A 24,530-nucleotide genomic window follows, 5' to 3' on the forward strand; every position below is an offset into this window, starting at 1 on the left:
CCCTTAATTTTCCAAGCCTGCCGGAAGCCTCTTCAGGCTTGCGGCTGCGCCTGCTTTTTATCAGGCGCCCAGCACACCCGATCCTAACGGCAGCTGAAAACGGACTTTCTCCTTCACCGTGACTTATCAGGCAGGTTACCCCCATGCAGTTCAGCGAATTATTGGCAGCGATTTCCACCCACGCGATCCGTCTGCAACTGGAAGAAGGCGACCTGATCATCCTGGGCGACGACGAAGCGCTGGATGATGCGCTGTGGGATCAACTGATCGCGCACAAGCCGCGCTTGCTTGAGTGGGTGGCCGAGCAGGGCGGCGACTGGCTGAGCCCGGCCTACCGGATTACCCCGGACATGCTGCCGCTGGTCAGCCTCGACCAGCCGGCCATCGACCGTATCGTCGCGGCCATCCCCGGCGGCGCGGCGAATGTGCAGGACATCTACCCGCTGGCGCCGCTGCAGGAAGGCATGCTTTACCATCACCTTTCGGCGCAGCAGGGCGACCCTTACGTGCTGCACGCGCAGTTTGTGTTCGACAGCCGCGCACGCCTGAACGCCTTTGCGCAAGCGTTGCAATGGGTCATCGACCGTCACGATATCCTGCGCACCTCCATGGCGTGGGAGCGCCTCGACGAGCCGCTGCAAGTGGTGTGGCGCAAGGCAAACCTGGTGTGCGAAGAAGCGCACTTCAAGGGCGGCGACGCCCTGGCCCAGTTGCTCGCGCGCTACGACGCACGCACCTACCGCATGGACCTTGGCCAGGCGCCGCTGCTGCGCCTGGTGTTTGCCGACGACCCGGCCAACAGTCGGGTGGTGGCGATGCTGCTGTTCCACCACACCATCCTCGACCACACCGCCCTTGATGTGGTGCGCCATGAAATCCAGCTGTACCTGGCCGGCGAGCAAGCCCAGGCGGGTGCGCCGGTCGCGTTTCGCGGCTACATCGCCCAGGTGCGCCACGGCGTCAGCGAGCAGGCGCACGAGGCGTTCTTCCGCGAAATGCTGGCCGATATCGATGAGCCGACCTTGCCCTTCGGCTTGCAGGATGTGCAAGGCGATGGGCAGGGCATCGACGAGGCACGCATCCCCGTGGACAGCGCCCTCAGCCGGCGTCTGCGCAGCCTGGCGCGACCATTGGGCGTGAGCGTGGCGAGCATGATGCACCTTGCATTGGCGCGTGTATTGGGCGTGGTGTCCGGTCGTGACGCGGTGGTGTTCGGCACGGTAATGCTTGGCCGGATGGGCGCCGGCGAAGGCGGTGAGCGGGCCCTGGGCATGTTCATCAATACCTTGCCATTACGCGTGGATGTGGGCGAGCAGGGCGTGCGTGCCGGGGTCAAGGCCACCCATGCGCGTCTGACGGCTTTGCTCAACCACGAACATGCGTCCCTGGCCCTGGCTCAGCGTTGCAGTGGTGTGGCGGCGCCGACGCCGCTGTTCAGCGCCATGCTCAATTACCGTCATAGCGCCGCTACCGATATGGCCGCTGTCATCGACGTGGCCGAAGGCATCCAGGTGCTCGGCGCCCAGGAGCGCACCAACTACCCGCTGACCGTCAACGTGGATGACCTGGGCGAAGACTTTGCACTGACGGTGATGGTCGATGCCGTCATCGGCGCACAACGTGTTGCGGCTTACCTGCACACCGCGCTGCACAGCCTGGCCGATGCGTTGGAGCAGCGACCGGATCAGCCGCTGAGCGGCCTGAACATCCTGCCTGACACCGAGCGCCACCACCTGCTGCACCGCCTCAATCAAAGCCCCGCGCACTACGCCGACACCGCCCTGATCCATCAGCAAGTCGAAACCCATGCCGCCGCCCGTCCCGAAGCCATCGCCGTGCGCTTCGACACTCAGCGCCTGACCTACCGCCAACTCAATGAACGCGCCAACCAGGTCGCCCACCGTTTGCTTGCGCAGGGTGTGCGCCCGGATGACCGCGTGGCGATCTGCGTTGAACGTGGCCCCGAGATGATCATCGGTCTGTTGGGCATCCTCAAGGCCGGCGCCGGTTATGTGCCGATTGACCCGGCCTACCCGCTGGAGCGCATCGCCTACACCCTGGCTGACAGCGAACCGCTGGCCGTGCTGGTGCAAGCCAACACCCACCACTTGGTGGGCGAGCTCGCGCAGATCGACCTCAACAGCCTGCGCGGCGAATCCATCGTCAACCCGCGCATCTCCCTCAGCCCGGCGAACCTGGCCTACGTGATCTACACCTCAGGCTCCACCGGCCTGCCCAAAGGCGTGATGATCGAACATCGCCAGGTCGCACGGCTGTTCACCGCCACTGACCACTGGTTCGGTTTCAATCGCAATGATGTATGGGCGCTGTTCCATTCCTTCGCGTTCGATTTCTCGGTGTGGGAAATCTGGGGCGCGCTGATGCACGGCGGCCAATTGCTGATCGTGCCGCAACTGGTCAGCCGTTCGCCGGATGAGTGCTACGCGCTGATCTGCGACGCGGGCGTGAGCATTCTCAACCAGACGCCCAGCGCGTTCCGCCAGTTGATTGCGGCCCAAAGCGCCCAGTCGCACTCCTTGCGTCAGGTCATTTTCGGCGGCGAAGCCCTTGAGCCCGGCATGCTCAAGCCGTGGTACGCCCGCGCCATCAACGCCGGTACGCAACTGGTCAACATGTACGGCATCACCGAAACCACCGTGCATGTGACCTATCGCGCGCTGGAGGCCGCGGACGCGCAGTTGGTCGGCGTCAGCCCGATTGGCGTGCGCATTCCCGACCTGCAGCTGTACGTGCTGGATGAGCGTCGCGAGCCGTTGCCGTTTGGTGTGGTCGGCGAGCTGTACGTCGGCGGCGCCGGGGTGGCGCGGGGTTACCTCAACCGTGACGCGCTCAATGCCGAGCGTTTCCTGGCCGACCCGGCCACCGGCCTGCGCATGTACAAGACCGGTGACCTCGGCCGCCTGCTGCCCGACGGCAGTGTCGAGTACCTGGGCCGCAACGACGACCAGGTGAAGATCCGTGGTTTCCGTATCGAGCTGGGTGAAATCCAGGCGCGCCTGGCCACCGCCGACGGCGTGCGTGATGCGGTGGTGATTGCCCGTGAAGACGCACCGGGCGACAAACGCCTGGTGGCGTACGTGATCGCCGAGCGTGAACTTGGGGCTGCCGAGCTGCGTGATCACCTGTTGCTCAGCCTGGCCGAGTACATGGTGCCCAGCGCCTTCGTACGGCTGGATCAATTCCCGCTGACCACCAACGGCAAATTCGACCGCAAGGCCTTGCCCGCACCGGACGCCGACGCGCTGGCGCGGCGTGACTATGCCGCCCCGCAAGGTGCGGTTGAAGCCGCCATCGCCAGTATCTGGCAGCAGTTGTTGAAGCTCGACAAGGTCGGCCGCGACGATAATTTCTTCGAACTCGGCGGCCACTCGCTGCTGGCGGTCAAGCTGATCGAACGCATGCGCCAAGTGGACTTGAGCTGTGATGTGCGCGTGCTGTTCGGCCAACCCACGTTGGCTGCACTGGCCGCGGCGGTGGGCGGGCAGCAGGAGGTGCAGGTGCCGGCCAACCTGATCGTCGACCCCTGCGAGCGCATCACACCGGACATGCTGCCTCTGGTGGCCCTGGACCAGGCCGCTATCGACCACATCCTCGAAAGCGTGCCTGGCGGCATTGCCAACGTGCAAGACATCTACGGTCTGGCGCCGTTGCAGGCCGGCATTCTTTACCACCACCTGGCAACCACCGAGGGCGACCCCTACGTGTTGCAGGTGCAGTTGCGCTTTGCCGACCAGGCGGCGGTGGATGCGTTTATCCAGGCGCTGCACAGCGTGATTGAACGCAACGACATCCTGCGCACCGGGATTGTCTGGGAAGGCCTGGATGAACCGGTGCAGGTGGTGTTGTGCCAGGCGCCCTTGGCGGTTGAGCGCATTGACGCGCACGGCCTTGATGCCCTGGCGCTACTGCAACAACGCTTCGATCCACGCCATTATCGCCTCGACCTGTCGCGCGCTTCACTGATGCACTTTGGCTACGCCGAGCAGCAGGGCGGTTACGTCGGCATTCTGCTGCTGCACCACATCCTGCTCGACCACACCGCCTTGCAAGTGCTGGTCGAAGAAATGAGCGCCAGCCTCGCCGGCACCAGCGCGCAGCTGCCGGACGCGGTGCAGTACCGCAACTACGTGGCCCAGGCGCGCTTGGGGGTGACGCAGGCGCAACACGAAGCCTTCTTCAGCGACATGCTGGGCGATATCGACGAGCCGACGCTCGCGTTCGGTTTGCACGACGTGAATGGCGACGGCAGCGGCATCGTCGACGCGCACGTGCCACTGGAGCCGGCGCTCAGTCACGGCCTGCGCGAACAGGCGCGACAACTTGGCGTGAGCACCGCAAGCCTGGTGCACCTGGCTTGGGCCCAGGTGTTGGCCCAGGTCTCCGGCCAGCAGGACGTGGTGTTCGGTACCGTGTTGCTGGGCCGTATGCAGGGCGGCGAAGGTGCCGACCGTGCGCTGGGGATGTTCATCAATACCTTGCCGCTGCGCGTCAGCCTTGGCGCCGTCAGTGTGCAAGCCGGCGTGCGCGCCACCCACGCACGCCTGGCGCAGTTGCTTGGGCATGAGCATGCCTCACTGTCGCTGGCACAGCGTTGCAGCGGCGTACCGGGTTCGTTGCCGCTGTTCAGCACGCTGCTCAATTACCGCCACAGCGCGCCGGGCGAAGCCCCGGGAGACAGCCCGTTCGCCGCGTCCGGGATCGAGATTCTCAGTTCGCAAGAACGCAGCAACTATCCGCTGGTGCTGAACGTCGATGACCTGGGCAGCGGGTTTTCCCTGACCGTGCAGGGCGTGAACAGCCTGGATGTACAGCGCGTAGGCGCCTACATGCTCACCGCGTTGAGCCATCTGGTGACCGCGCTGCAGCAAGCGCCGACCACACCCTTGCAGGCCGTGTCGATCCTGCCGGCTGCCGAACGCCACCAACTGTTGGTGGCGTTCAACGCCACCGCGCGTGACTACCCGTCGCAGCTCACGGTGCACCAACTGTTCGAAGCTCAGGCGCTGGCCCGTCCCGACGCTGTGGCGGCGGTGCAGGGCGCGCTGTCGTTGAGTTATCGCGACATCAATCGCCGTGCCAACCGCTTGGCCCACCACCTGATCAGCCAGGGCGTGCAGCCGGGCGAAAGCGTGGCGATCGCACTGCCGCGCTCGCTGGATTTACTCGTGTGCCAACTGGCGATCCTCAAGTGCGCGGCGGTGTATGTGCCGCTGGACGTCAATGCGCCGGTCGAGCGCCAGGCTTTCATGGTGCAGGACAGCGGTGCGCACCGCGTGCTCAATACCCTGGCCGACCTGAACCTGGACGCGCAGTCGCCGCGCAACCCCGACCTGGCCCAGTCGGCGCAAAGCGTGGCGTACATCATGTACACCTCCGGTTCCACCGGTGCACCCAAAGGCGTGCAAGTGCCGCACCGCGCGATCTCGCGCCTGGTGCTGAACAACGGCTATGCCGACTTCAATGAGCGCGACCGCGTGGCATTCGCCTCCAACCCGGCCTTCGATGCCAGCACCCTCGACGTGTGGGCGCCGTTGCTCAATGGCGGTTGTGTGGTGGTGGTCGAGCATGCGGTGCTGCTGTCCCAGGCGGCGTTTGCCTCGCTGTTGCAGGAGCAAGCCGTCAGCGTGTTGTGGATGACCGCAGGCCTGTTCCATCAATACGCCGATGCGTTGCTGCCGGTGTTCCGCCAACTGCGCTACCTGATCGTCGGCGGCGATGTGCTCGACCCGCAGGTGATCGGCCGTGTGCTCCAGCACGGCAAACCCCAGCACCTGCTCAATGGCTATGGCCCGACCGAGGCCACCACGTTCTCCACCACCTTTGAAATCACCGCGCCGGGTGCGGGCAGTATCCCGATTGGTCGCCCCATCGCGAATGCCCAGGCCTACGTGCTCGACGCGCGCCAGCAACCGCTGCCGCTGGGTGTGGTTGGCGAGCTGTATATCGGCGGCGCCGGTGTGGCCAACGGGTATTTGAACCAGCCGCAATTGACGGCAGAAAAATTCATCCCCAACCCCTTCGGCGAAGGCCTGCTGTACCGCACCGGCGACCTGGCCAGCTGGCAGGCCGACGCTACCTTGCTGTATCAGGGGCGTAACGACCTGCAAGTCAAGATCCGCGGTTTTCGTATCGAGCCGGGCGAAATCGAAACCTGCCTGGCCGCGTTCCCCGGCGTAAAAGACGCGGTGGTGCTGGCCCGCGAAGACGAGCCGGGCGACAAGCGCCTGGTGGCGTATTACACCGCCCAGACACCCTTGGACATCCAGGCACTGCGCGCTCATCTGCAAGGCCGGTTGCCGGACTACATGGTGCCGTCGGCTTACGTGTGGCTGGCACTGTTGCCACTGACCGCCAACGGCAAGCTCGACCGCAAGGGCCTGCCCGTGCCCGATCAGAGCGCGCTGCTCAGCCGGGGTTACGAGGCGCCGGAGGGCGAGGTGGAAACCTTGCTGGCGCAGATCTGGCAGGACGTGCTCAAGCTTGAGCGTGTCGGCCGGCATGACCATTTCTTCGAGTTGGGCGGGCATTCCTTGCTGGCGGTGAGCCTGATTGAGCGCATGCGTCAGGTGGGCCTGAGCGCGGATGTGCGTGTGCTGTTCAGCCAGCCAAGCCTGGCGGCGCTGGCAGCGGCAGTCGGCAGCGGGCGTGAGGTCGAGGTGCCGGCCAATGGCATTCCAGCCGGCTGCGCCCAGATAACGCCGTCGATGCTGACCCTGGTGCAACTCGACCAGGCAGCGATCGAGCGCATCGTCGCCACGGTGCCGGGTGGCGCGGCCAATGTGCAGGATATCTACCCGCTCGCGCCGCTGCAGGAAGGTATTCTTTATCACCATATCAGCGCCGAGCAGGGCGACCCGTACCTGCTGCAGTCGCGCATAGCGTTTGACAGCCTTGAGCGTTTGCACGCCTTCATGGGCGCGCTGCAACAGGTGGCGGCCCGTCACGATATCCTGCGCACCGGCGTGGTCTGGGAAGGTCTGGACAGCCCGGTGCAAGTGGTCTGGCGCGAGGCCCGGCTGGTGGTGCAAGAGGTTGTTCTGGACCCGGCTGAGGGCGGCGTCATCGAGCAACTGCACGAACGTTTCGATGCCCGCCACTATCGCCTGGACATCACCCAGGCGCCGCTGCTGCGCATGGTCTATGCCCAGGACCCGGCGAATAATCGGGTCGCGGCAATCCTGTTGTTCCATCACCTGGCGCTCGACCATACCGCCATGGAAGTGGTCGGCCAGGAGATGCGTGCGTTCCTGTTCAACCAGGCCGAGGCACTGCCCGACGCTGCACCGTTTCGCAACTACGTGGCCCAAGCGCGCCTCGGTGTCAGCGTGGCGGAACACGAGCAGTTCTTTTGCGACATGCTCGCCGATGTCGATGAGCCGACCTTGCCCTTTGGCGTGCAGGACGTGCAGGGCGACGGCCGCGCTATCGAAGAGGCCGAACAGCCGCTGGACGCCGCGTTGGCAATGCGGGTGCGTGAACAGGCGCGGGTGCTGGGGGTGAGTGCGGCCAGCCTGATGCACCTGGCGTGGGCGCAAGTGCTGGGGCTGGTGTCCGGGCGCGATGAGGTGGTGTTCGGCACGGTGCTGATGGGGCGTATGCAGGCGGGTGAGGGCGCTGACCGTGCGTTGGGCATGTTCATCAACACCTTGCCGCTGCGCGTCGATGTGGCGTGCGCTGCTGCGGCGGCCGTCAAGAAGACTCATGCCCGCTTGAGCGCGCTGCTGGGGCACGAGCATGCGTCGTTGGCCCTCGCCCAGCGTTGCAGCGGCGTACCGACGGCCGTGCCGTTGTTCAGCGCCTTGCTCAATTACCGTCACAGCACCCCCGGCGAAATGGCCCGCGATGGCCATGGCATCTGGGAAGGCGTGCAACTGCTGGGCGGTGAGGAGCGCAGCAATTACCCGCTGACCCTCAGCGTCGATGACTTCGGCACAGGCTTTGGCCTGAGCGTGCTGGCACTGCCGCAGATCGGCGCCCAGCGCTTGTGTGGCTACATGCACGGCGCCGTGGAGCAGTTGGTTGCGGCGTTGGAACGCTCGGTGAGCACCCCGCTTAATCAATTGCCAGTGCTGCCGCCGGCAGAGTGCGAAACCCTGCTGCGCGAATTCAACGCAACGGCCGCAGACTTCCCGACCGGGCACACCGTGCACGGCGCCTTCGAAGCCCAGGTCGAACGTCAGCCTCACGCGATTGCCGTGCAGCAGGACGGCGAAGTCCTGACCTATCAGCAGCTCAATCAACGCGCCAACCAGGTGGCCCACCACCTGTTGACACTCGGCGTGCAGCCGGACGACCGCGTCGCGATTTGCTGTCGCCGTGGACCGCAGATGCTGGTCGGGCTGCTGGGCATTCTCAAGGCCGGCGCCGGCTACGTGCCTATCGACCCGGCTTACCCCGCCGAACGTATCGCCTACCTGTTGCAGGACAGCACGCCGGTAGCGGTCTTGGCCGAGGCAAGCACCCGTGACCTGCTGGGCACGCAGGCCACTGTCGACCTGTTCGACGAGTGCTTGCGACACCACGCCGTCAGCAACCCGCAGCTGGCCGGCCTGACCCCGGCGCACCTGGCTTACGTGATCTACACCTCCGGCTCCACCGGCCAGCCCAAAGGCGTGATGGTCGAACACCGCACTGTGGAAAACCTGGTGCACTGGCATTGCGAGGCCTTCGGCCTGGACGCGCGCAGCCACACCAGCAGCGTCGCCGGGTTTGGCTTTGACGCGATGGCCTGGGAGGTCTGGCCGGCACTCTGTGCAGGCGCGACCTTGCACGTGCCGCCTGCGGAGATCGGCAATGAAAACATCGACGAATTGCTCGCCTGGTGGCTGGCGCAGCCACTGGACGTCAGCTTCCTGCCCACGCCAGTGGCCGAGTACGCCTTCAGTCAGAACCTGCACCACCCGACCTTGCGCATCCTGTTGATCGGCGGTGATCGCCTGCGTCAGTTCACCCAGGAGCGGCGCTTTGCGGTCATCAACAATTACGGGCCTACCGAGGCCACGGTGGTCGCCACCTCCGGCCGCGTGCGCGCCGGGCAGGCGTTGCATATCGGCCGACCCATCGCCAATGCCAGCGTGTATGTGCTCGACGCGCAGTTGCGCCCGGTGCCGGTGGGTGTCGCCGGTGAGCTGTATGTGGGCGGCCGTGGCGTGGCGCGGGGGTATTTGAACCGCCCGCAGATGAGCGCCGAACGCTTCCTGCAGGACCCGTTCAACCCTGGGCGCATGTACCGCACCGGTGACCTGGTGCGCTGGCTGCCCGACGGCAATATCGAGTACCTGGGCCGTAACGACGACCAGGTCAAAGTGCGCGGTGTGCGCGTCGAACTCGGCGAAATCGAAAGCCGCCTGGCCGCGCTGGACGGTATCCGCGAAGCCGTGGTGCTGGTGCGCGAGGGGCGTCTGGTGGCCTGGTTCACCGAACACTGGCCGCTGGCGATTGAAACCGTGCGTGCGCAACTGCAGCAACAGCTGCCCGACGCGCTGGTGCCAGCAGCCTACGTCAGGCTCGACACGCTGCCGCTGACCGCCAACGGCAAGCTGGACCGCAGGGCCTTGCCGCAACCCGACCAAGCCGCGTTGCCGAGCCGCGATTACGCAGCGCCGGAAGGCGCGGTGGAAACCACCCTGGCGCGGATCTGGGCCGAGGTGTTGCAGGTGGAGCAAGTCGGCCGGCATGACCATTTCTTCGAATTGGGCGGCCATTCGTTGTTGGCGGTCAGCCTGATCGAACGCATGCGCCAGGTCGGCCTCAGTGCTGACGTGCGGGTGCTGTTCAGCCAGCCCACGCTCGCGGCGTTGGCCACCGCCGTGGGCAGTGGCCGCGAAGTGCAGGTGCCGGCCAACCGCATCACCGCCGACTGCCAGCGCATCACTCCGGACATGTTGCCGTTGGTGGAACTCGACCCCTCAACCCTCGACGACGTCGTCAGCCGCGTGCCCGGCGGCGCTGCCAATGTGCAGGATATCTACCCGCTGGCGCCGTTGCAGGAGGGCATTCTCTACCACCACATCACCGCCGAGCAGGGCGACCCTTACCTGCTGCAATCGCACCTGGCGTTCGACAGCATTGAGCGCCTGAACGCCTTTGCCCAGGCGCTGCAACAGGTCATCGACCGCCATGACATCCTGCGCACCGGCGTGGTCTGGGAAGGCCTGGCGCAACCGCTGCAAGTGGTGTGGCGCAAGGCTGAACTGCCGCGTGAAGAGCTGCACCTGCAAGGTGATGTACTGGCCGGCCTGCATCAGCGTTTCGATGCGCGACGCTACCGCCTGACGCTCAGCCAGGCGCCGTTGATCAGCCTCAAGTACGCCCAGGACCCGGCCAACCAGCGTGTGGTGGTGGTGTTGCTCTATCACCACATCGCCCTCGACCACACCGCATTCGACGTGGTGCTGCGCGAAATGCAGGGCCACTTGCTTGGCCACGCCGCGCCAACAGCGGCGCCGATGCCGTACCGCAACTACGTGGCCCAGGCGCGTCTGGGCGTAAGCGAGCAGGAACATGAAGCGTTCTTTCGCCAGATGCTCGGTGACGTCGATGAACCGACCTTGCCGTTCGGCTTGCAGGATGTGCGCGGCGACGGCAACGCGATCCAGGAACACCGCTTGCGCCTGGACACTGACCTCAACCGCCGGCTGCGCGCCCAGGCGCGCTTGCTGGGGGTAAGCACGGCGAGCCTGTTCCACCTGGCGTGGGGCCAGGTACTGGCGGCCACCTCGGGTCGCCACAGCGTGGTGTTCGGCACGGTGCTGGTGGGTCGCATGCAAGGCGGCGAGGGCGCCGACCGCGCGCTGGGGGTGTTCATCAATACCTTGCCGCTGCGCCTGGACATCGACGCACAAGGTGCGCGCGCTGCGGTGCGGGCCACCCATGCACGGCTTACCGCGCTGCTGGGGCACGAACACGCGTCGCTGGCGCTGGCCCAGCGCTGCAGCGGCGTGGCAGCCCCGGCGCCGTTGTTCAGCTCAATGCTCAACTACCGCCATCGCGGCGCCGCCACGCGGTCGGCCGAGGCGCAGCAGGCCTGGGAAGGCATGCAGACGCTGGTCAACGACGGGCGCACCAACTACCCGCTGACCTTGAACGTGGATGACCTGGGCGATGGTTATGACGTCACCGCGCTGGCGCAAATCGACGCGCAACGCGTGTGCGCTTACATGCAGACCGCTTTGTCAGGGCTGGTTGAAGCCCTCGAGCAGGCGCCGCATCAGCCGCTCAATCGCCTGCCGATTGTGGGCAGTGAGGAACGGCAAAAACTGCTGGTGGAATTCAACGCCACCGACGTCAACTACAACCTCGACCAAACCCTGCACGGCCTATTCGAAGCCCAGGTCGAGCGCACGCCGCAGGCCGTGGCGGTCAAGTCCGGCGATCAGCAACTGACCTACAGCGCGCTCAACGAGCGCGCCAACCGCCTGGCCCATCACCTGCGTGAAAGGGGCGTGCAGCCGGATTCGCGCGTAGGCATCTGCGTGGAGCGCGGCCTGGACATGGTCATCGGCCTGTTTGCGATCCTCAAGGCCGGCGGCGGCTATGTGCCGTTGGACCCGGCCTATCCTCGCGAGCGCCTGGCCTACATGCTGCAAGACAGCGCGCCGGTGGTGGTGCTCGCGCAAGACACCACCCGCGCGTTGCTGGGTGACGTGCCGGTGATCAACCTGGACCACGCCACCTGGCAGCACCAACCGGCTGGCAACCCCCACGTGCCAGGCCTTACCGCCCGGCACCAGGCCTATGTGATCTACACGTCCGGCTCCACCGGCCAGCCAAAAGGCGTGATCAACGAGCACGCCGGGGTGGTCAACCGCCTGCTGTGGATGCAGGACGCGTACGGTCTCAAGGCCAGTGATAGCGTGCTGCAGAAAACCCCGTTCAGCTTCGACGTGTCGGTGTGGGAGTTCTTCTGGCCGCTGTTCACCGGCGCACGCCTGGTCATGGCGCGCCCGGGTGGCCATAAAGAGCCTGAGTACCTGTGCGAAGTGATCGAGGCCGAACAGATCACCACGCTGCATTTTGTGCCCTCGATGCTTGACGTGTTCCTGGCCCACGGCGATGTCAGCCAGGCGAACGGCCTGGTGCGCGTAATGTGCAGCGGCGAAGCCTTGCCGGGCAGCCTGGTGCGGCGCTTCAAGCAGCAACTGCCGGGCATCGGCCTGTACAACCTGTACGGCCCCACCGAAGCGGCCGTGGACGTGACCGCCTGGAACTGCGCGCGTCCCGAGGTGCCGGACAACACGCCGATCGGCAAGCCGATTGCCAACACGCGCATGTACCTGCTGGATCCGCAATTGCAGCCGGTGCCGTTGGGCGTGGTCGGCGAGCTGTTTATCGGCGGCGTGCAAGTGGCGCGTGGCTACTTGAATCGCCCCGAGCTGACTGCCGAACGCTTCCTCAAGGACCCCTTCACCCATGGGCGCCTGTACCGCACCGGCGACGTTGGCCGCTACTTGCCCGACGGCAATATCGAGTACCTGGGCCGCAACGATGACCAGGTGAAGATCCGCGGCCTGCGCATCGAGCTGGGGGAAATCCAGGCGCGACTGCTCGAACATGCGCAGGTCAACGAGGCTGCGGTGGTGGCCCGCGAGGACCGGCTGGTCGCTTACTACACCGGCGTACCCACCGACATCGAGCAACTGCGCGCGCACCTGCTGCAGCACCTGCCGGACTTCATGGTGCCTGCGCTGTTCATGCACCGTGACGCGCTGCCGCTGAGCCCCAACGGCAAGCTCGACCGCAAGGCCTTGCCTGCGCCGGGCATGGACGCGCTGATCGTGCGCGAGTACGCGGCGCCAGAGGGTGATACCGAGATCCTCCTGGCCAGGCTGTGGGCCGAGTTGCTCAACGTCGAGCGGGTCGGGCGTCATGACAACTTCTTTGAACTGGGCGGGCACTCGCTGCTGGCCGTGAGCTTGATCGGACGCCTGCGCCAGGAAGGCCTGGAAGCCGATGTGCGGGCGTTGTTCGAACAGCCGACGCTGGCCGGCTACGCCGCCATAACCGAACGAATGGAGATCGTCCTGTGAGCATTTCTGAGCTGTTGGCGACGCTGAAAACCAAGGATGTGCAACTGGCGCTCAAGGGCGAACAGTTGTCGGTGCAGGGCAATAAACAGGCGCTGAGCGACCCGGCGATTCTTGCCGCGTTGCGCGAGCACAAGCCGGCGTTGATCGAGCTGATCAAGGCCGGTGAGTATTCGCCGACCAAGGCCGGTGAAGTGACGGTGCCGGCCAATGGCATCCCGGCGGGCGCCGAGCGCATCACGCCGGCCATGCTGACCCTGTCGACCCTGAGCCAGGACGAGATCGACCGCATCGTCGCCACAGTTGATGGCGGTGTGGCGAATATCCAGGATATCTACCCGCTGGCGCCGTTGCAGGAAGGCATTCTGTTCCATCATGTCAGCGCCGAGCAGGGCGACCCGTACGTGATGCAGTCGCAGTTTGCGTTCGACAGCCTGGCGCGTTTTGAGGCCTTTGCCCACGCCCTGCAAAGCGTGATGAACCGCCACGACATCCTGCGCACCGGCGTGGTCTGGGACGGGTTGCAGGAACCGTCGCAAGTGGTCTGGCGCCAGGCGCAACTGCCGGTGCAGGTGTTGGCGCTGGACCCGGCTGAGGGCGATATCGCCGCGCAGTTGCACGCGTTGTTCGATGCCCGCCACTATCGCCTCGACGTGACCCAGGCGCCGCTGCTGCGCCTGGTGCGTGCCGAAGATCCGGCCAATCAGCGCATCGTCGCCACCTTGCTGTTTCACCACATGGCCCTCGACCACAGCGCCCTGGAAGTGGTGTGCCATGAAATGCAGGCGTGCCTGCTGGGGCAGGGCGCAGCGCTGGGCCAGGCGGTGCCGTTTCGCAACTATGTGGCGCAGGCGCGGTTGGGGATCAGCGAGCAGGAGCACGAGAGTTTCTTTCGCCAGATGCTCGGCGACATCAGCGAGCCGACCTTGCCATTTGGCCTGCAAGACGTGCAAGGCGATGCCCGCGGGATTGCCGAAGTCAGCCTGCCGCTGGCAGCACAGCTGGGCCAGCGCCTGCGTGCGCAGGCCCGGCAACTGGGGGTGAGCGCCGCCAGCCTGTTCCATATGGGCTGGGCCCAGGTGCTGGGTGTACTGGCCGGTAAAGAGCACGTGGTGTTTGGCACCGTATTGATGGGCCGCATGCAGGGCAGCCATGACACCGATCGGGCACTGGGCATTTTCATCAACACGCTGCCGTTTCGCGTGGACGTGGGCGCCGAGGACGTGCGCGCCGGGGTCAAGGCTACCCACGCGCGGCTGACCACCTTGCTGCGCCACGAACACGCCGCGTTGGCCCTGGCCCAGCGCTGCAGCGGCGTGGTCGCGCCGACGCCGCTGTTCAGCGCGTTGCTCAACTACCGCCACAGCGCCCCGGCCGCCAGCGCCGCTGCCGTGTCGGCCTGGCAAGGTATCGCGGCGCTCAGCGCCGAAGAACGCACCAACTACCCGCTGACCCTGAGCGTGGATGACCTCGGCGAAGGCTTTGCCTTGAGCTTGCTCGCCAGCACCCAGGTGGACCCGCAGCGCGTCTGCGCCTACCTGCAAACCGCGCTGGAAAACCTCGTGACTGCGCTGGAGCAGGCGCCACAGACACCGCTCAATCAAGTCTCGGTCGTGCCCGCCGCCGAACAACAACAAGTGCTGGAGCAGTTCAACGCGACCCACGCCGACTTCCCTCAAGGCACCACGTTGCACGGGCGTATCGAAGCTCAGGCGGCCTGCACGCCCGAGGCCATCGCCGCCGTGCAGCAAGGCCGCCAACTGACCTACGCCGAGCTGAACCAGCAAGCCAACCTGTTGGCCCATCACCTGCTGGCGCTGGGGGTCAAGCCCGACGATCGCGTGGCGATCGTCGCCCGCCGTGGCCTGGATACCCTGGCCGGGTTGCTGGCGATCCTCAAGGCCGGCGCCTGCTATGTGCCGGTGGACCCGTCCCACCCGGCCGAGCGCCTCAATTATTTGCTCACCGACAGCGCGCCGGTGGCGGTGCTGACGCAACAGGGGCTGCTGGACCGACTGCCCGCGCTGCCAGTGCCGGTGATCAACCTGGACCGCTTTACCTGGCAGCATCATTCGGCGAGCAACCCCACGGTCGATGTCACGCCCTCTAACCTCGCCTATGTGATCTACACCTCCGGTTCCACTGGCCTGCCCAAAGGCGTAATGGTCGAACACCACACCGTGGCCAACCTGGTGGACTGGCATTGCCGCGCCTTTGACCTGTGTGCCGGGCGCCACACCGCCAGTGTCGCCGGTTTCGGCTTTGATGCGATGGCCTGGGAAGTGTGGCCGGCGCTGTGTGTCGGCGCGACCCTGCACCTGCCGCCGGCCCATGACGGCACCGAAGACATCGACGCCTTGCTCGCGTGGTGGTGCGCGCAGCCGTTGGACGTGTGCTTTTTGCCCACGCCGGTGGCCGAGTACGCCTTCAGCCAACAGATCGAACACCCGACCTTGCGCACCTTGCTGATCGGCGGTGATCGCCTGCGCCAGTTCGCGCGGGCCCAGCGTTTTGAGTTGATCAATAACTACGGGCCTACCGAGGCCACGGTGGTCGCCACGTCCGGCAAGGTGGAGGCGGGCCAGCCGCTGCATATCGGCAAGCCTGTCGCGAATGCCACGGTGTACTTGCTGGATGAGCAGCAACGGCCGGTGCCGCTGGGGGTTGCCGGCGAGCTGTACGTGGGCGGCAAAGGCGTAGCGCGCGGTTACCTGAACCGCCCTGAGCTGACGGCCGAGCGCTTCGTGCAGGACCCGTTCAACGCTGGGCGCATGTACCGCACCGGCGACCTGGCGCGCTGGCTGCCGGACGGCAATCTCGAGTACCTGGGGCGTAACGACGACCAGGTGAAGATCCGTGGCGTGCGCATTGAGCTGGGCGAGATCGAAACCCAGCTCAACCAATTGCCGGGTATTCAGGAAGCGGTGGTGCTGGTCCGTGAGGATCGGCTGGTGGCGTATTTCACTGAAAACCCGTCGTTCGCGCCGTTGGCGGTTGGCGATATCCGCGCCCATCTGGTGGCGCAGCTGCCGGACTACATGGTCCCGGTTGCCTACGTGAAGCTCGAGGCATTGCCGCTCACCGCCAACGGCAAACTCGACCGCAAGGCCTTGCCCGCGCCGGACATGGCTGCGGTGTTTACCCGCGAGTACGAGGCGCCCCAGGGCGAGATCGAAAGCGTGCTGGCGCAGATCTGGGCCGATGTACTGCACGTGGCGCGCGTCGGGCGTCGCGACCATTTCTTTGAGTTGGGCGGGCACTCGTTGCTGGCAATGCGCATGGTCTCCCAGGTGCGCCAGCGTCTGGGTGTCGAGCTGATCCTTGGCGACCTGTTTGCCAATGCCGAGCTGGCGGCGGTCGCCGAAGTCCTGGCCCAATCGGGGCGCAGCACGTTGCCGGATATTCTCCCGGCCAGCCGCGATGAACCCGTGCCACTGTCGTTCGCCCAGCAGCGCCTGTGGTTCCTCGCACTGATGGAAGGCGCCAACACCGCCTATAACATCCCCATCGGCCTGCGCCTGCGTGGGCAGTTGCATGTCGAGGCGCTGCAACGGGCGCTGGCGCGGATTGTGGCGCGCCACGAAACCCTGCGCAGCCGCTTTGCTCAACACGGCGACGACGCCCAGGTGCTGATTGTGCCGGCCGAAGACGTGCTGCCGCTGCAAGTGCAGGACCTGCGCCGCCACCCGCAACCCCAGCAGGCGCTGGATGCCTTGATTCATGGCGAAGCCTCGGCGCCATTCGACCTGGAGCGCGGCCCGCTGCTGCGCGGGCGGCTGGTGGTGATGGCCGACGATCACCATGTGCTGTTGCTGACCTTGCACCACATCGTCTCCGACGGTTGGTCGATGGGCGTGCTGACCCGCGAGCTGATGGCGCTGTACCAGGCCTTCAGTCACGGCCTGCCCGACCCGTTGCCGCCGCTGGCGATCCAGTACGCTGACTTCGCCGTGTGGCAACGCCTGTGGCTGAGCGGCGACGTGCTGCAGCGCCAGAGCAGCTATTGGCAGCAGGCGCTGGCAGGCGCGCCGGCCTTGCTGACGTTGCCCACCGACCGCCCGCGCCCGGCGCAGCAGGATTACGCCGGCAGCAGCGTCGAAGTGCGCCTGGATGAACGCCTCACCGCCGGGCTCAAGGCCTTGAGCCAACGCCACGGCACCACGCTGTACATGACCTTGATGAGTGCCTGGGCCTCGCTGCTGGCGCGGCTGTCCGGGCAACACGATCTGGTGATCGGTTCGCCGGTGGCCAACCGCACGCGCAGCGAGGTTGAAGGGCTGATCGGCCTGTTCGTCAACACGCTGGCAGTGCGCATCGACACCTCGGGCGAGTTGAGCACCGAGGCGCTGCTGGCGCGGGTCAAGGCATTGACGCTGGAAGCCCAGGCCCATCAGGACCTGCCGTTCGAACAGGTGGTGGAAATCACCCGGCCGCCGCGCAGCCTGGCCCACAGCCCGTTGTTCCAAACCCTGTTGACCTGGCAGGACAGCAGCGCACCGACCCTCGCATTGGGCGACCTGGCTCTGGAAGGCATCGTCGAAAACAGCCACTTTGCCAAATTCGACCTGTCGCTGAACCTTGGCGAAGTGCAGGGCAGCATTCTTGGCGCGCTGGAATATGCAGTGGCGCTGTTTGATGAGTCGACCGTGCAGCGTTACGTCGGCTACTTCACCCGCGTGTTGCAGGCGATGGTCGAAAACGACCAGGCGGTGCTTGAGCATGCGTCGCTGGTCGATGACCGTGAGCGTCAGCACCTGCTGTTTGATTTCAACGCCACCGAGGTCAATTACAACCTCGACCAGACCCTGCACGGGATGTTCGAGGCGCAGGTCAAGCGCACCCCGGACGCGATTGCGGTCAAGGCCGGCGAACGGCAGCTGACTTATGCCGAGTTGAATGGGCAGGCCAATCAGTTGGCCCATCACTTGCTGGCGCTGGGTGTGCAGCCGGATTCGCGCGTGGCCATTTGCGTGGAGCGCAGCCTGGAAATGGTCGTGGGCCTGTACGCCATCCTCAAGGCGGGCGCCGCATATGTGCCATTGGACCCGGCCTACCCGCTGGAGCGTATTGCCTACATGCTGCAGGACAGTGCGCCGGCAGTGGTGTTGGCTCAAGGCTCTACGCGTGAGTTGCTGGGTGCGGTGCCGGTGGTCGATCTGGACCACCCTTGCTGGCAGCACCAGCCGCTGGATAACCCGAAGGCAGTGGGCGTGACGGCGTATGTGATCTACACCTCCGGTTCCACCGGCCAGCCCAAGGGCGTGATCAACGAACACGCCGGGGTGGTCAACCGCCTGCTGTGGATGCAGGACGAATATGGCCTCAAGGCGCAGGACTCGGTGCTGCAGAAAACCCCGTTCAGCTTCGACGTGTCGGTGTGGGAATTCTTCTGGCCGCTGTTGACGGGCGCACGGTTGGTGATGGCGCGCCCTGGCGGGCATAAAGAGCCTGAGTACCTGTGCGATGTGATCGAGGCTGAGCAGATCACCACGCTGCACTTTGTGCCGTCGATGCTGGATGTGTTCCTGGCCCATGGCGATGTGCGCCAGGCGGCGGGGCTGGTGCGTGTGATGTGCAGCGGCGAAGCCCTGCCGGGCAGCCTGGTGCGGCGCTTCAAGCAGCAGTTGCCGGGCAGTGAATTGCATAACCTGTATGGCCCGACCGAAGCGGCGGTGGATGTCACGGCGTGGAATTGCGCGGGCACAGTGACGCCGGACAACACGCCAATCGGCAAACCCATTGCCAACACGCGCATGTACCTGCTCGACAGCCAGTTGCAGCCCGTGCCGTTGGGGGTAGTCGGCGAGTTGTTCATCGCTGGCGTGCAAGTGGCGCGCGGTTATCTGAATCGGCCTGAGCTGACGGCCGAGCGCTTCCTGAATGATCCCTTTACCCGCGGACGCATGTACCGCACCGGTGACGTCGGGCGCTACTTGCCGGACGGTAATATCGAATATTTGGGCCGCAATGATGACCAAGTGAAGATCCGCGGTTTACGCATCGAGCTGGGCGAGATCCAGGCCCGCCTGACCGAGTATCCGTCGATCAATGAAGCGGCCGTCATCGCCCGCGAGCAACGCCTGGTGGCGTACTACACCGGTGCGCACTGCGAAATCGACGTGCTGCGCAGCCATCTGCTGCACCACTTGCCGGAGTTTATGGTGCCGGCGATTTTCGTCCATCTCGACGCCTTGCCACTGAGCCCCAACGGCAAGCTCGACCGCAAAGCCTTGCCGGAGCCAGGCCTGGAGTCGGTGGTGATGCGCGAGTACGAGGCGCCCCAGGGTGATACCGAGATCGCCCTGGCCAGCCTGTGGGCCGAGCTGCTCAACGTGGAACGTGTGGGCCGTCACGACAACTTCTTCGAGCTGGGCGGGCACTCGTTGCTGGCCGTGAGCCTGATGGGGCGCATGCGCCGCCTCGGGTTGTCGGCGGATGTGAAGGTGCTGTTTGGCCAGCCGACCTTGTCGGCCCTGGCGACGGCGCTGGGCAGCGGGCGTGAAGTGGCGGTGCCGGCCAATGGCATCGCACCCGGCTGCACGCACATCACGCCGGACATGCTGCCCCTGATCCAGCTGGATCAGCCGGCCATCGAGCGCATTGTCGCCCGCATTCCCGGCGGGGCGGCCAATGTGCAGGACATCTACCCGCTGGCGCCGTTGCAGGCCGGCATTCTCTACCACCACCGCGCCGTACTCGAAGGCGATGCGTACCTGCTGCAGGCGCAGTTTGCGTTCGACAGCCGGGTGCGCTTGCAGGCCTTTGCCCAGGCGTTGCAGGCGGTGATCCAGCGGCATGATGTGCTGCGTTCCTCTTTCCATTGGGATGGCCTTCATGAACCGGTGCAGGTGGTTTGGCGTGAAGCCTCGTTAAGCGTCGAAACAGGGCCGTTGCCGTCGCGTCTCGATGTGGCTCAAGCGCCGCTGATGCGCCTGGTTTACGTGCAGGAACCGCAGCGCGTGGTGGCGACCTTGCTGTTTCATCACCTGGTGATGGACCACATCGCGCTGGACATCCTGCAGCACGAAATGCAGGCGTTTCTGTTGGGTCGCGACGCGGCGTTGGGCGCTGCAGTGCCGTACCGCAATTACGTGGCCCAGACCCGTTTGGCGGTTAACGATCACGAGGCGTTTTTCCGCGACATGCTCGCTGAGATCGACGAGCCCAACGAGGTCGAAAACCTGGGTGTCGATGAAAAAGCGCATCTGACCATCGACCCTCAGTTGAGCCAGCGCCTGCGCACCCAGGCCCGTCAAGCGGGCGTGAGCGCCGCCAGCCTGATGCACCTGGCCTGGGCCCATGTGCTGGGCAAGGTCAGCGGGCGCGAGCGTGTGGTGTTCGGTACCGTGATGCTCGGCCGTCTGCAGGGCGGCGAAGGCGCCGAGCGCGCCATGGGCGTGTTTATCAACACCTTGCCGCTGCGGGTCGATCTGGGTGAGCACTCGGTGCGTACGGCGTTGCGTGCGACTCATGCTCGCCTGACCCAACTGCTCGGCCATGAGCACGCGCCGCTGGCGCTGGCCCAGCGTTGCAGCGCAGTGCCGGTGGCGACGCCGCTGTTCAGCGTGCTGTTCAACTACCGCCACAGCGCGGCGCAAACCGGCGGCGTGGCGCAGGCCTGGCAGGGCATCGAGTTGCTCAAGGCCGAGGAACACACCACTTACGGGCTGTCGGTGAGTGTCGATGACCTCGGCGACGGGTTCAGCGTGCATGCCATGGGGCAGGGTGCCCGACGTTTGTGTGGCTACCTGCACCAGGCACTCGAACAGGTGGCGCATGCGCTGGAGCACAACCGTGAAATCGCCATCAGCCGCCTGCCGATACTGCCCAGCGCCGAACGCCAACAGCTGGCGGTGTTCAACGCCACCGCGCGTGCATTCCCCCGCGAGCACACGGTACAGCGCCTGTTCGAAGCCCAGGCGCAGGCGCGGCCTGACGCGGTGGCGGCGTTGCATGGCGAGCAGGCAGTGAGCTACGGCCAATTGAACACCCGCGCCAATCGCCTGGCCCATCACCTGCTGAGCCTGGGCGTGCGGCCCGCCGATAACGTGGCGATCCTGCTGCCGCGCTCGCTCGATCTGCTGGTCAGCCAACTGGCGGTTCTCAAATGCGCGGCAGCCTATGTGCCGCTGGATATCCACGCGCCCGCCGAGCGCCAGGGCTTTATGCTGCAGGACAGCGGCGCGAGCTGGCTGCTGACCCGCAGCGACGCGTCCATCGATTACGCCGCCCGGCGTCTGGACCTGGACACCCTGACTCTTGACCCGCAACCGAGCCACAACCCGGACTTGTCACAAGCCTCGGACAGTGTGGCGTACATCATGTACACCTCCGGCTCCACGGGTACGCCCAAGGGCGTGTTGGTGCCGCATCGCGGTATCACGCGGCTGGTGCTCAACAACGGCTACGCCGACTTCAATGCGGCCGACCGCATTGCCTTCGCCTCCAACCCGGCGTTCGACGCCAGCACCATGGACGTGTGGGGCGCGTTGCTCAACGGCGGGCAGGTACAGGTGATCGACCACGCGACCTTGCTCGACCCGGCCGCGTTCGGCAGTGCGCTGCACGGCGCGACTGTGCTGTTCGTCACCACGGCGCTGTTCAACCAGTACGTGCAGCTGATTCCGCGAGCGCTGGCCGGCTTGCGCATGTTGCTCTGCGGCGGCGAGCGCGCCGACGCGGCGGCGTTCCGCAGCCTGTTGGCGCAGGCGCCAGGGTTACGTTTGGTGCATTGCTACGGGCCGACGGAAACCACCACCTATGCCACCACCCATGAAGTGCAGGCGATTGCCGATGACGCCGACAGCGTGCCCGTCGGCCGGCCGATTTCCAACACGCATATTCACGTGCTGGATGCCTGGTTGCAGCCGGTGCCGGTGGGGGTGACCGGTGAGATCTGCATCGGCGGCGATGGCGTGGCCAGGGGGTATTTGAACCGCCCTGAGCTGACCGCTGAAAAGTTTGTCGACGACCCCTTCAACGCCGGTGCCTTGATGTACCGCACCGGTGACCTTGGTCGCTGGACCCAGGAGGGTTTGCTGGAGTGCATCGGACGCAATGACGACCAGGTGAAAATCCGTGGTTTTCGCATTGAGCTGGGTGAGATCGAAGCGCGCCTGGCGACCTTCGCGGGTATTCAGGACGTGGTGGTCCTGGCGCGTGAGGACGTGCCGGGTGACAAGCGCCTGGCGGCTTACTTCACCTGGGCTGACGCACCTGTTGACCTCGACAGCGTGCGGGCGCACCTGCAGGGCCAGCTGCCGGACTACATGCTGCCATCGGCCTATGTACCGCTGGCGCATTTGCCACTGACGGCCAATGGCAAGATCGACCGCAAAGCCTTGCCGGTTCCGGCGCTGGACGCATTGAATCGCCGTGATTTCGAAGCGCCTGGCGATGCGCTGGAACAGCAACTGGCCAACCTGTGGGCCGAAGTCTTGAAGCTGGAGCAGGTTGGGCGACATGACAGCTTCTTCGAGCTGGGCGGGCATTCGTTGCTGGCAATCCGGCTGGTCAATCTGATGGAAGAGGCCGGGTTGCAGGTGTCCCTGGCCGAGCTGTTCCAGCATGCCAGCGTGGCTGGCGTCGCGGCGATGCTGCAGCAGCGCACGCAGGCGCCGGCGCGCGAGACGTCGGTGATTACCGTGCGCAGCAGCGGTTCGCAGCCGCCGCTGTTTCTGCTGCATGAGTTCAGTGGCATGGACGTGTACTTCCCGGCGCTGGGCCAACACCTGCCCGGCGACTATCCCATTTATGGCCTGCCGGGCGCGGCGCTTGGCGAAGCGCATCTGAACACCATGGAAGGCCTGGCCGCGCGCCTGGTCGGGTTGATTCGGGGCATCCAGCCCCACGGGCCCTATCGGCTCGCAGGCTGGTCGTTTGGCGGCGTGCTGGCCTATGAAGTGGCGATGCAATTACTCGGGCTGGATGAGGCGGTGGCCTTCCTCGGCTTGATCGACAGCTATGTGCCGCGCATGACCGATCAGGGCAAGGCGCGCTGGAGCGGGCCGGATGCGCTGAAACGGCATTTGTTGTTGCAGTGCACGGCGTATTGGAAAGCACAGGGAGGTGTGGATGAGCTGGCGAGCCTTGAATACTTGGAGGCGGGCATTGGACAGCTGGACTTTGCGGGTCTGCTGCAACGCTGTCGCGGTCAAGGTTTGCTATACGCGCAAATGGCAGCGGCTGCGGACGCGGACCTCTTGAGTTTTATCGAACGGGAGGTCGGGCATGGGCATGCGCTGGCGCATTACAGCCTGTTCCCGTTGCCGGTCGCGGTGCATTTGTTCAGCGCGCAAGAGCGGCCCACCGAGTTGTCGCGGCGCAGTGTTTCGCTGGGGTGGGAGGATGCGTTGGCGCCTGGGCAGTTGCGCCGGGTGGAGGTGCCAGGCGATCACCAGAGCATGATGCAGGCGCCGCATATTCAGGCGCTGGGGCGAGCGATGAGCGAGGCGTTGGCCGTGTGTTCGCCGGTGGCGCAGGTGGCGCATCAACCGCTGCTGCGCATTCAGAGTGGGCGGGCAGGGTATGCGCCGGTGTTCTGCGTGCCGGGTGCGGGCGATAGCGTCACCGGGTATGTGGGGTTGAGCGAAGCGCTGGGGCGTGACTGGCCGCTGTTCGGCTTGCAGCCGCGCGGGCTCGATGGCCAGGCGGTGCCGCATAGCCAGGTCGAAGCGGCGGCGCAGTGTTATCTGGCGGCGCTTGCACAGGAGTGTCCGCAAGGGCCGGTGCACTTGGTGGGGCACTCGTTTGGTGGCTGGATCGCGTTGGAGATGGCGCTGCGGTTGCAGGCGATGGGCCGTGAGGTGGCGTCGTTGACGGTGATTGACAGCGAAGCGCCGGGCGGCGCCGGGCGGCCTTACACCACCACGGCGGCGATGTTGCGATTGATCGAGGCGATGCAACTGGCCGCCGGCAAGTCGCTGGGTATCGACCGCGTGGACTTTGCCGGGCGTGATGAAGTGGCGCAGCGGCAATGGCTGCATGCGGCAATGGTGGGCGTTGGACTGTTGCCGGGGCGCTCTGCGGTGGATGCCATGGACGGACCGGCGCGCACTTATGCAGCGGCGTTGCGCACGGTGTATCAGCCGCATCAGCGTTACAACGGCGTGGTGCGGTTGGTGTTGGCTGAGGACCCTTCGCTGGATGCGGCGGGCAATCAGCGCGAACAGAGCCTGATGATTGAGGGGTGGCGACGGCAGGGCAGCGGGCTGGAAGTTTGGTATGGGCCGGGGAACCACTTTACGTTGCTTAAAACGCCGAATGTTCAGGGGTTGGCGCAGTGGTGGCTTGAGGGTGTGGTGATTGGGGAGGTGGTGTCGTGAGCGGCATACACCGATCTGAAAGTGGGAGCTGGCTTGCCTGCGACAGCGGTGCGGCAGTGTACCTATCCATTGCTGCGGTCACGGCCACTTATGGTTCCGCTCTTACAGCGGGTCACTTTTGTAAAGACACAAAAGTAACCAAAAGGTCTTCGCCCCACCA

At 65.5% G+C, this 24,530-nt stretch carries 2 protein-coding genes; both read left to right on the top strand.

What is annotated here, in order from left to right:
- Positions 1-143: 143 nt before the first annotated feature.
- Positions 144-13,049, top strand: coding sequence for a non-ribosomal peptide synthetase (locus AACV02_RS20605; protein WP_119741630.1), 12,906 nt, complete (start codon positions 144-146; stop codon positions 13,047-13,049).
- Positions 13,046-24,370: a non-ribosomal peptide synthetase gene (locus AACV02_RS20610; protein ID WP_119741632.1), complete on the top strand. Its 11,325-nt coding sequence runs from the start codon at positions 13,046-13,048 to the stop codon at positions 24,368-24,370. The genes AACV02_RS20605 and AACV02_RS20610 overlap by 4 nt, the downstream gene beginning before the upstream one ends.
- The last annotated feature ends 160 nt before the right edge of the window (positions 24,371-24,530 follow it).

Origin of the sequence: Pseudomonas sp. Larv2_ips (assembly GCF_963879675.1) — a bacterium.
Classification (GTDB): domain Bacteria; phylum Pseudomonadota; class Gammaproteobacteria; order Pseudomonadales; family Pseudomonadaceae; genus Aquipseudomonas.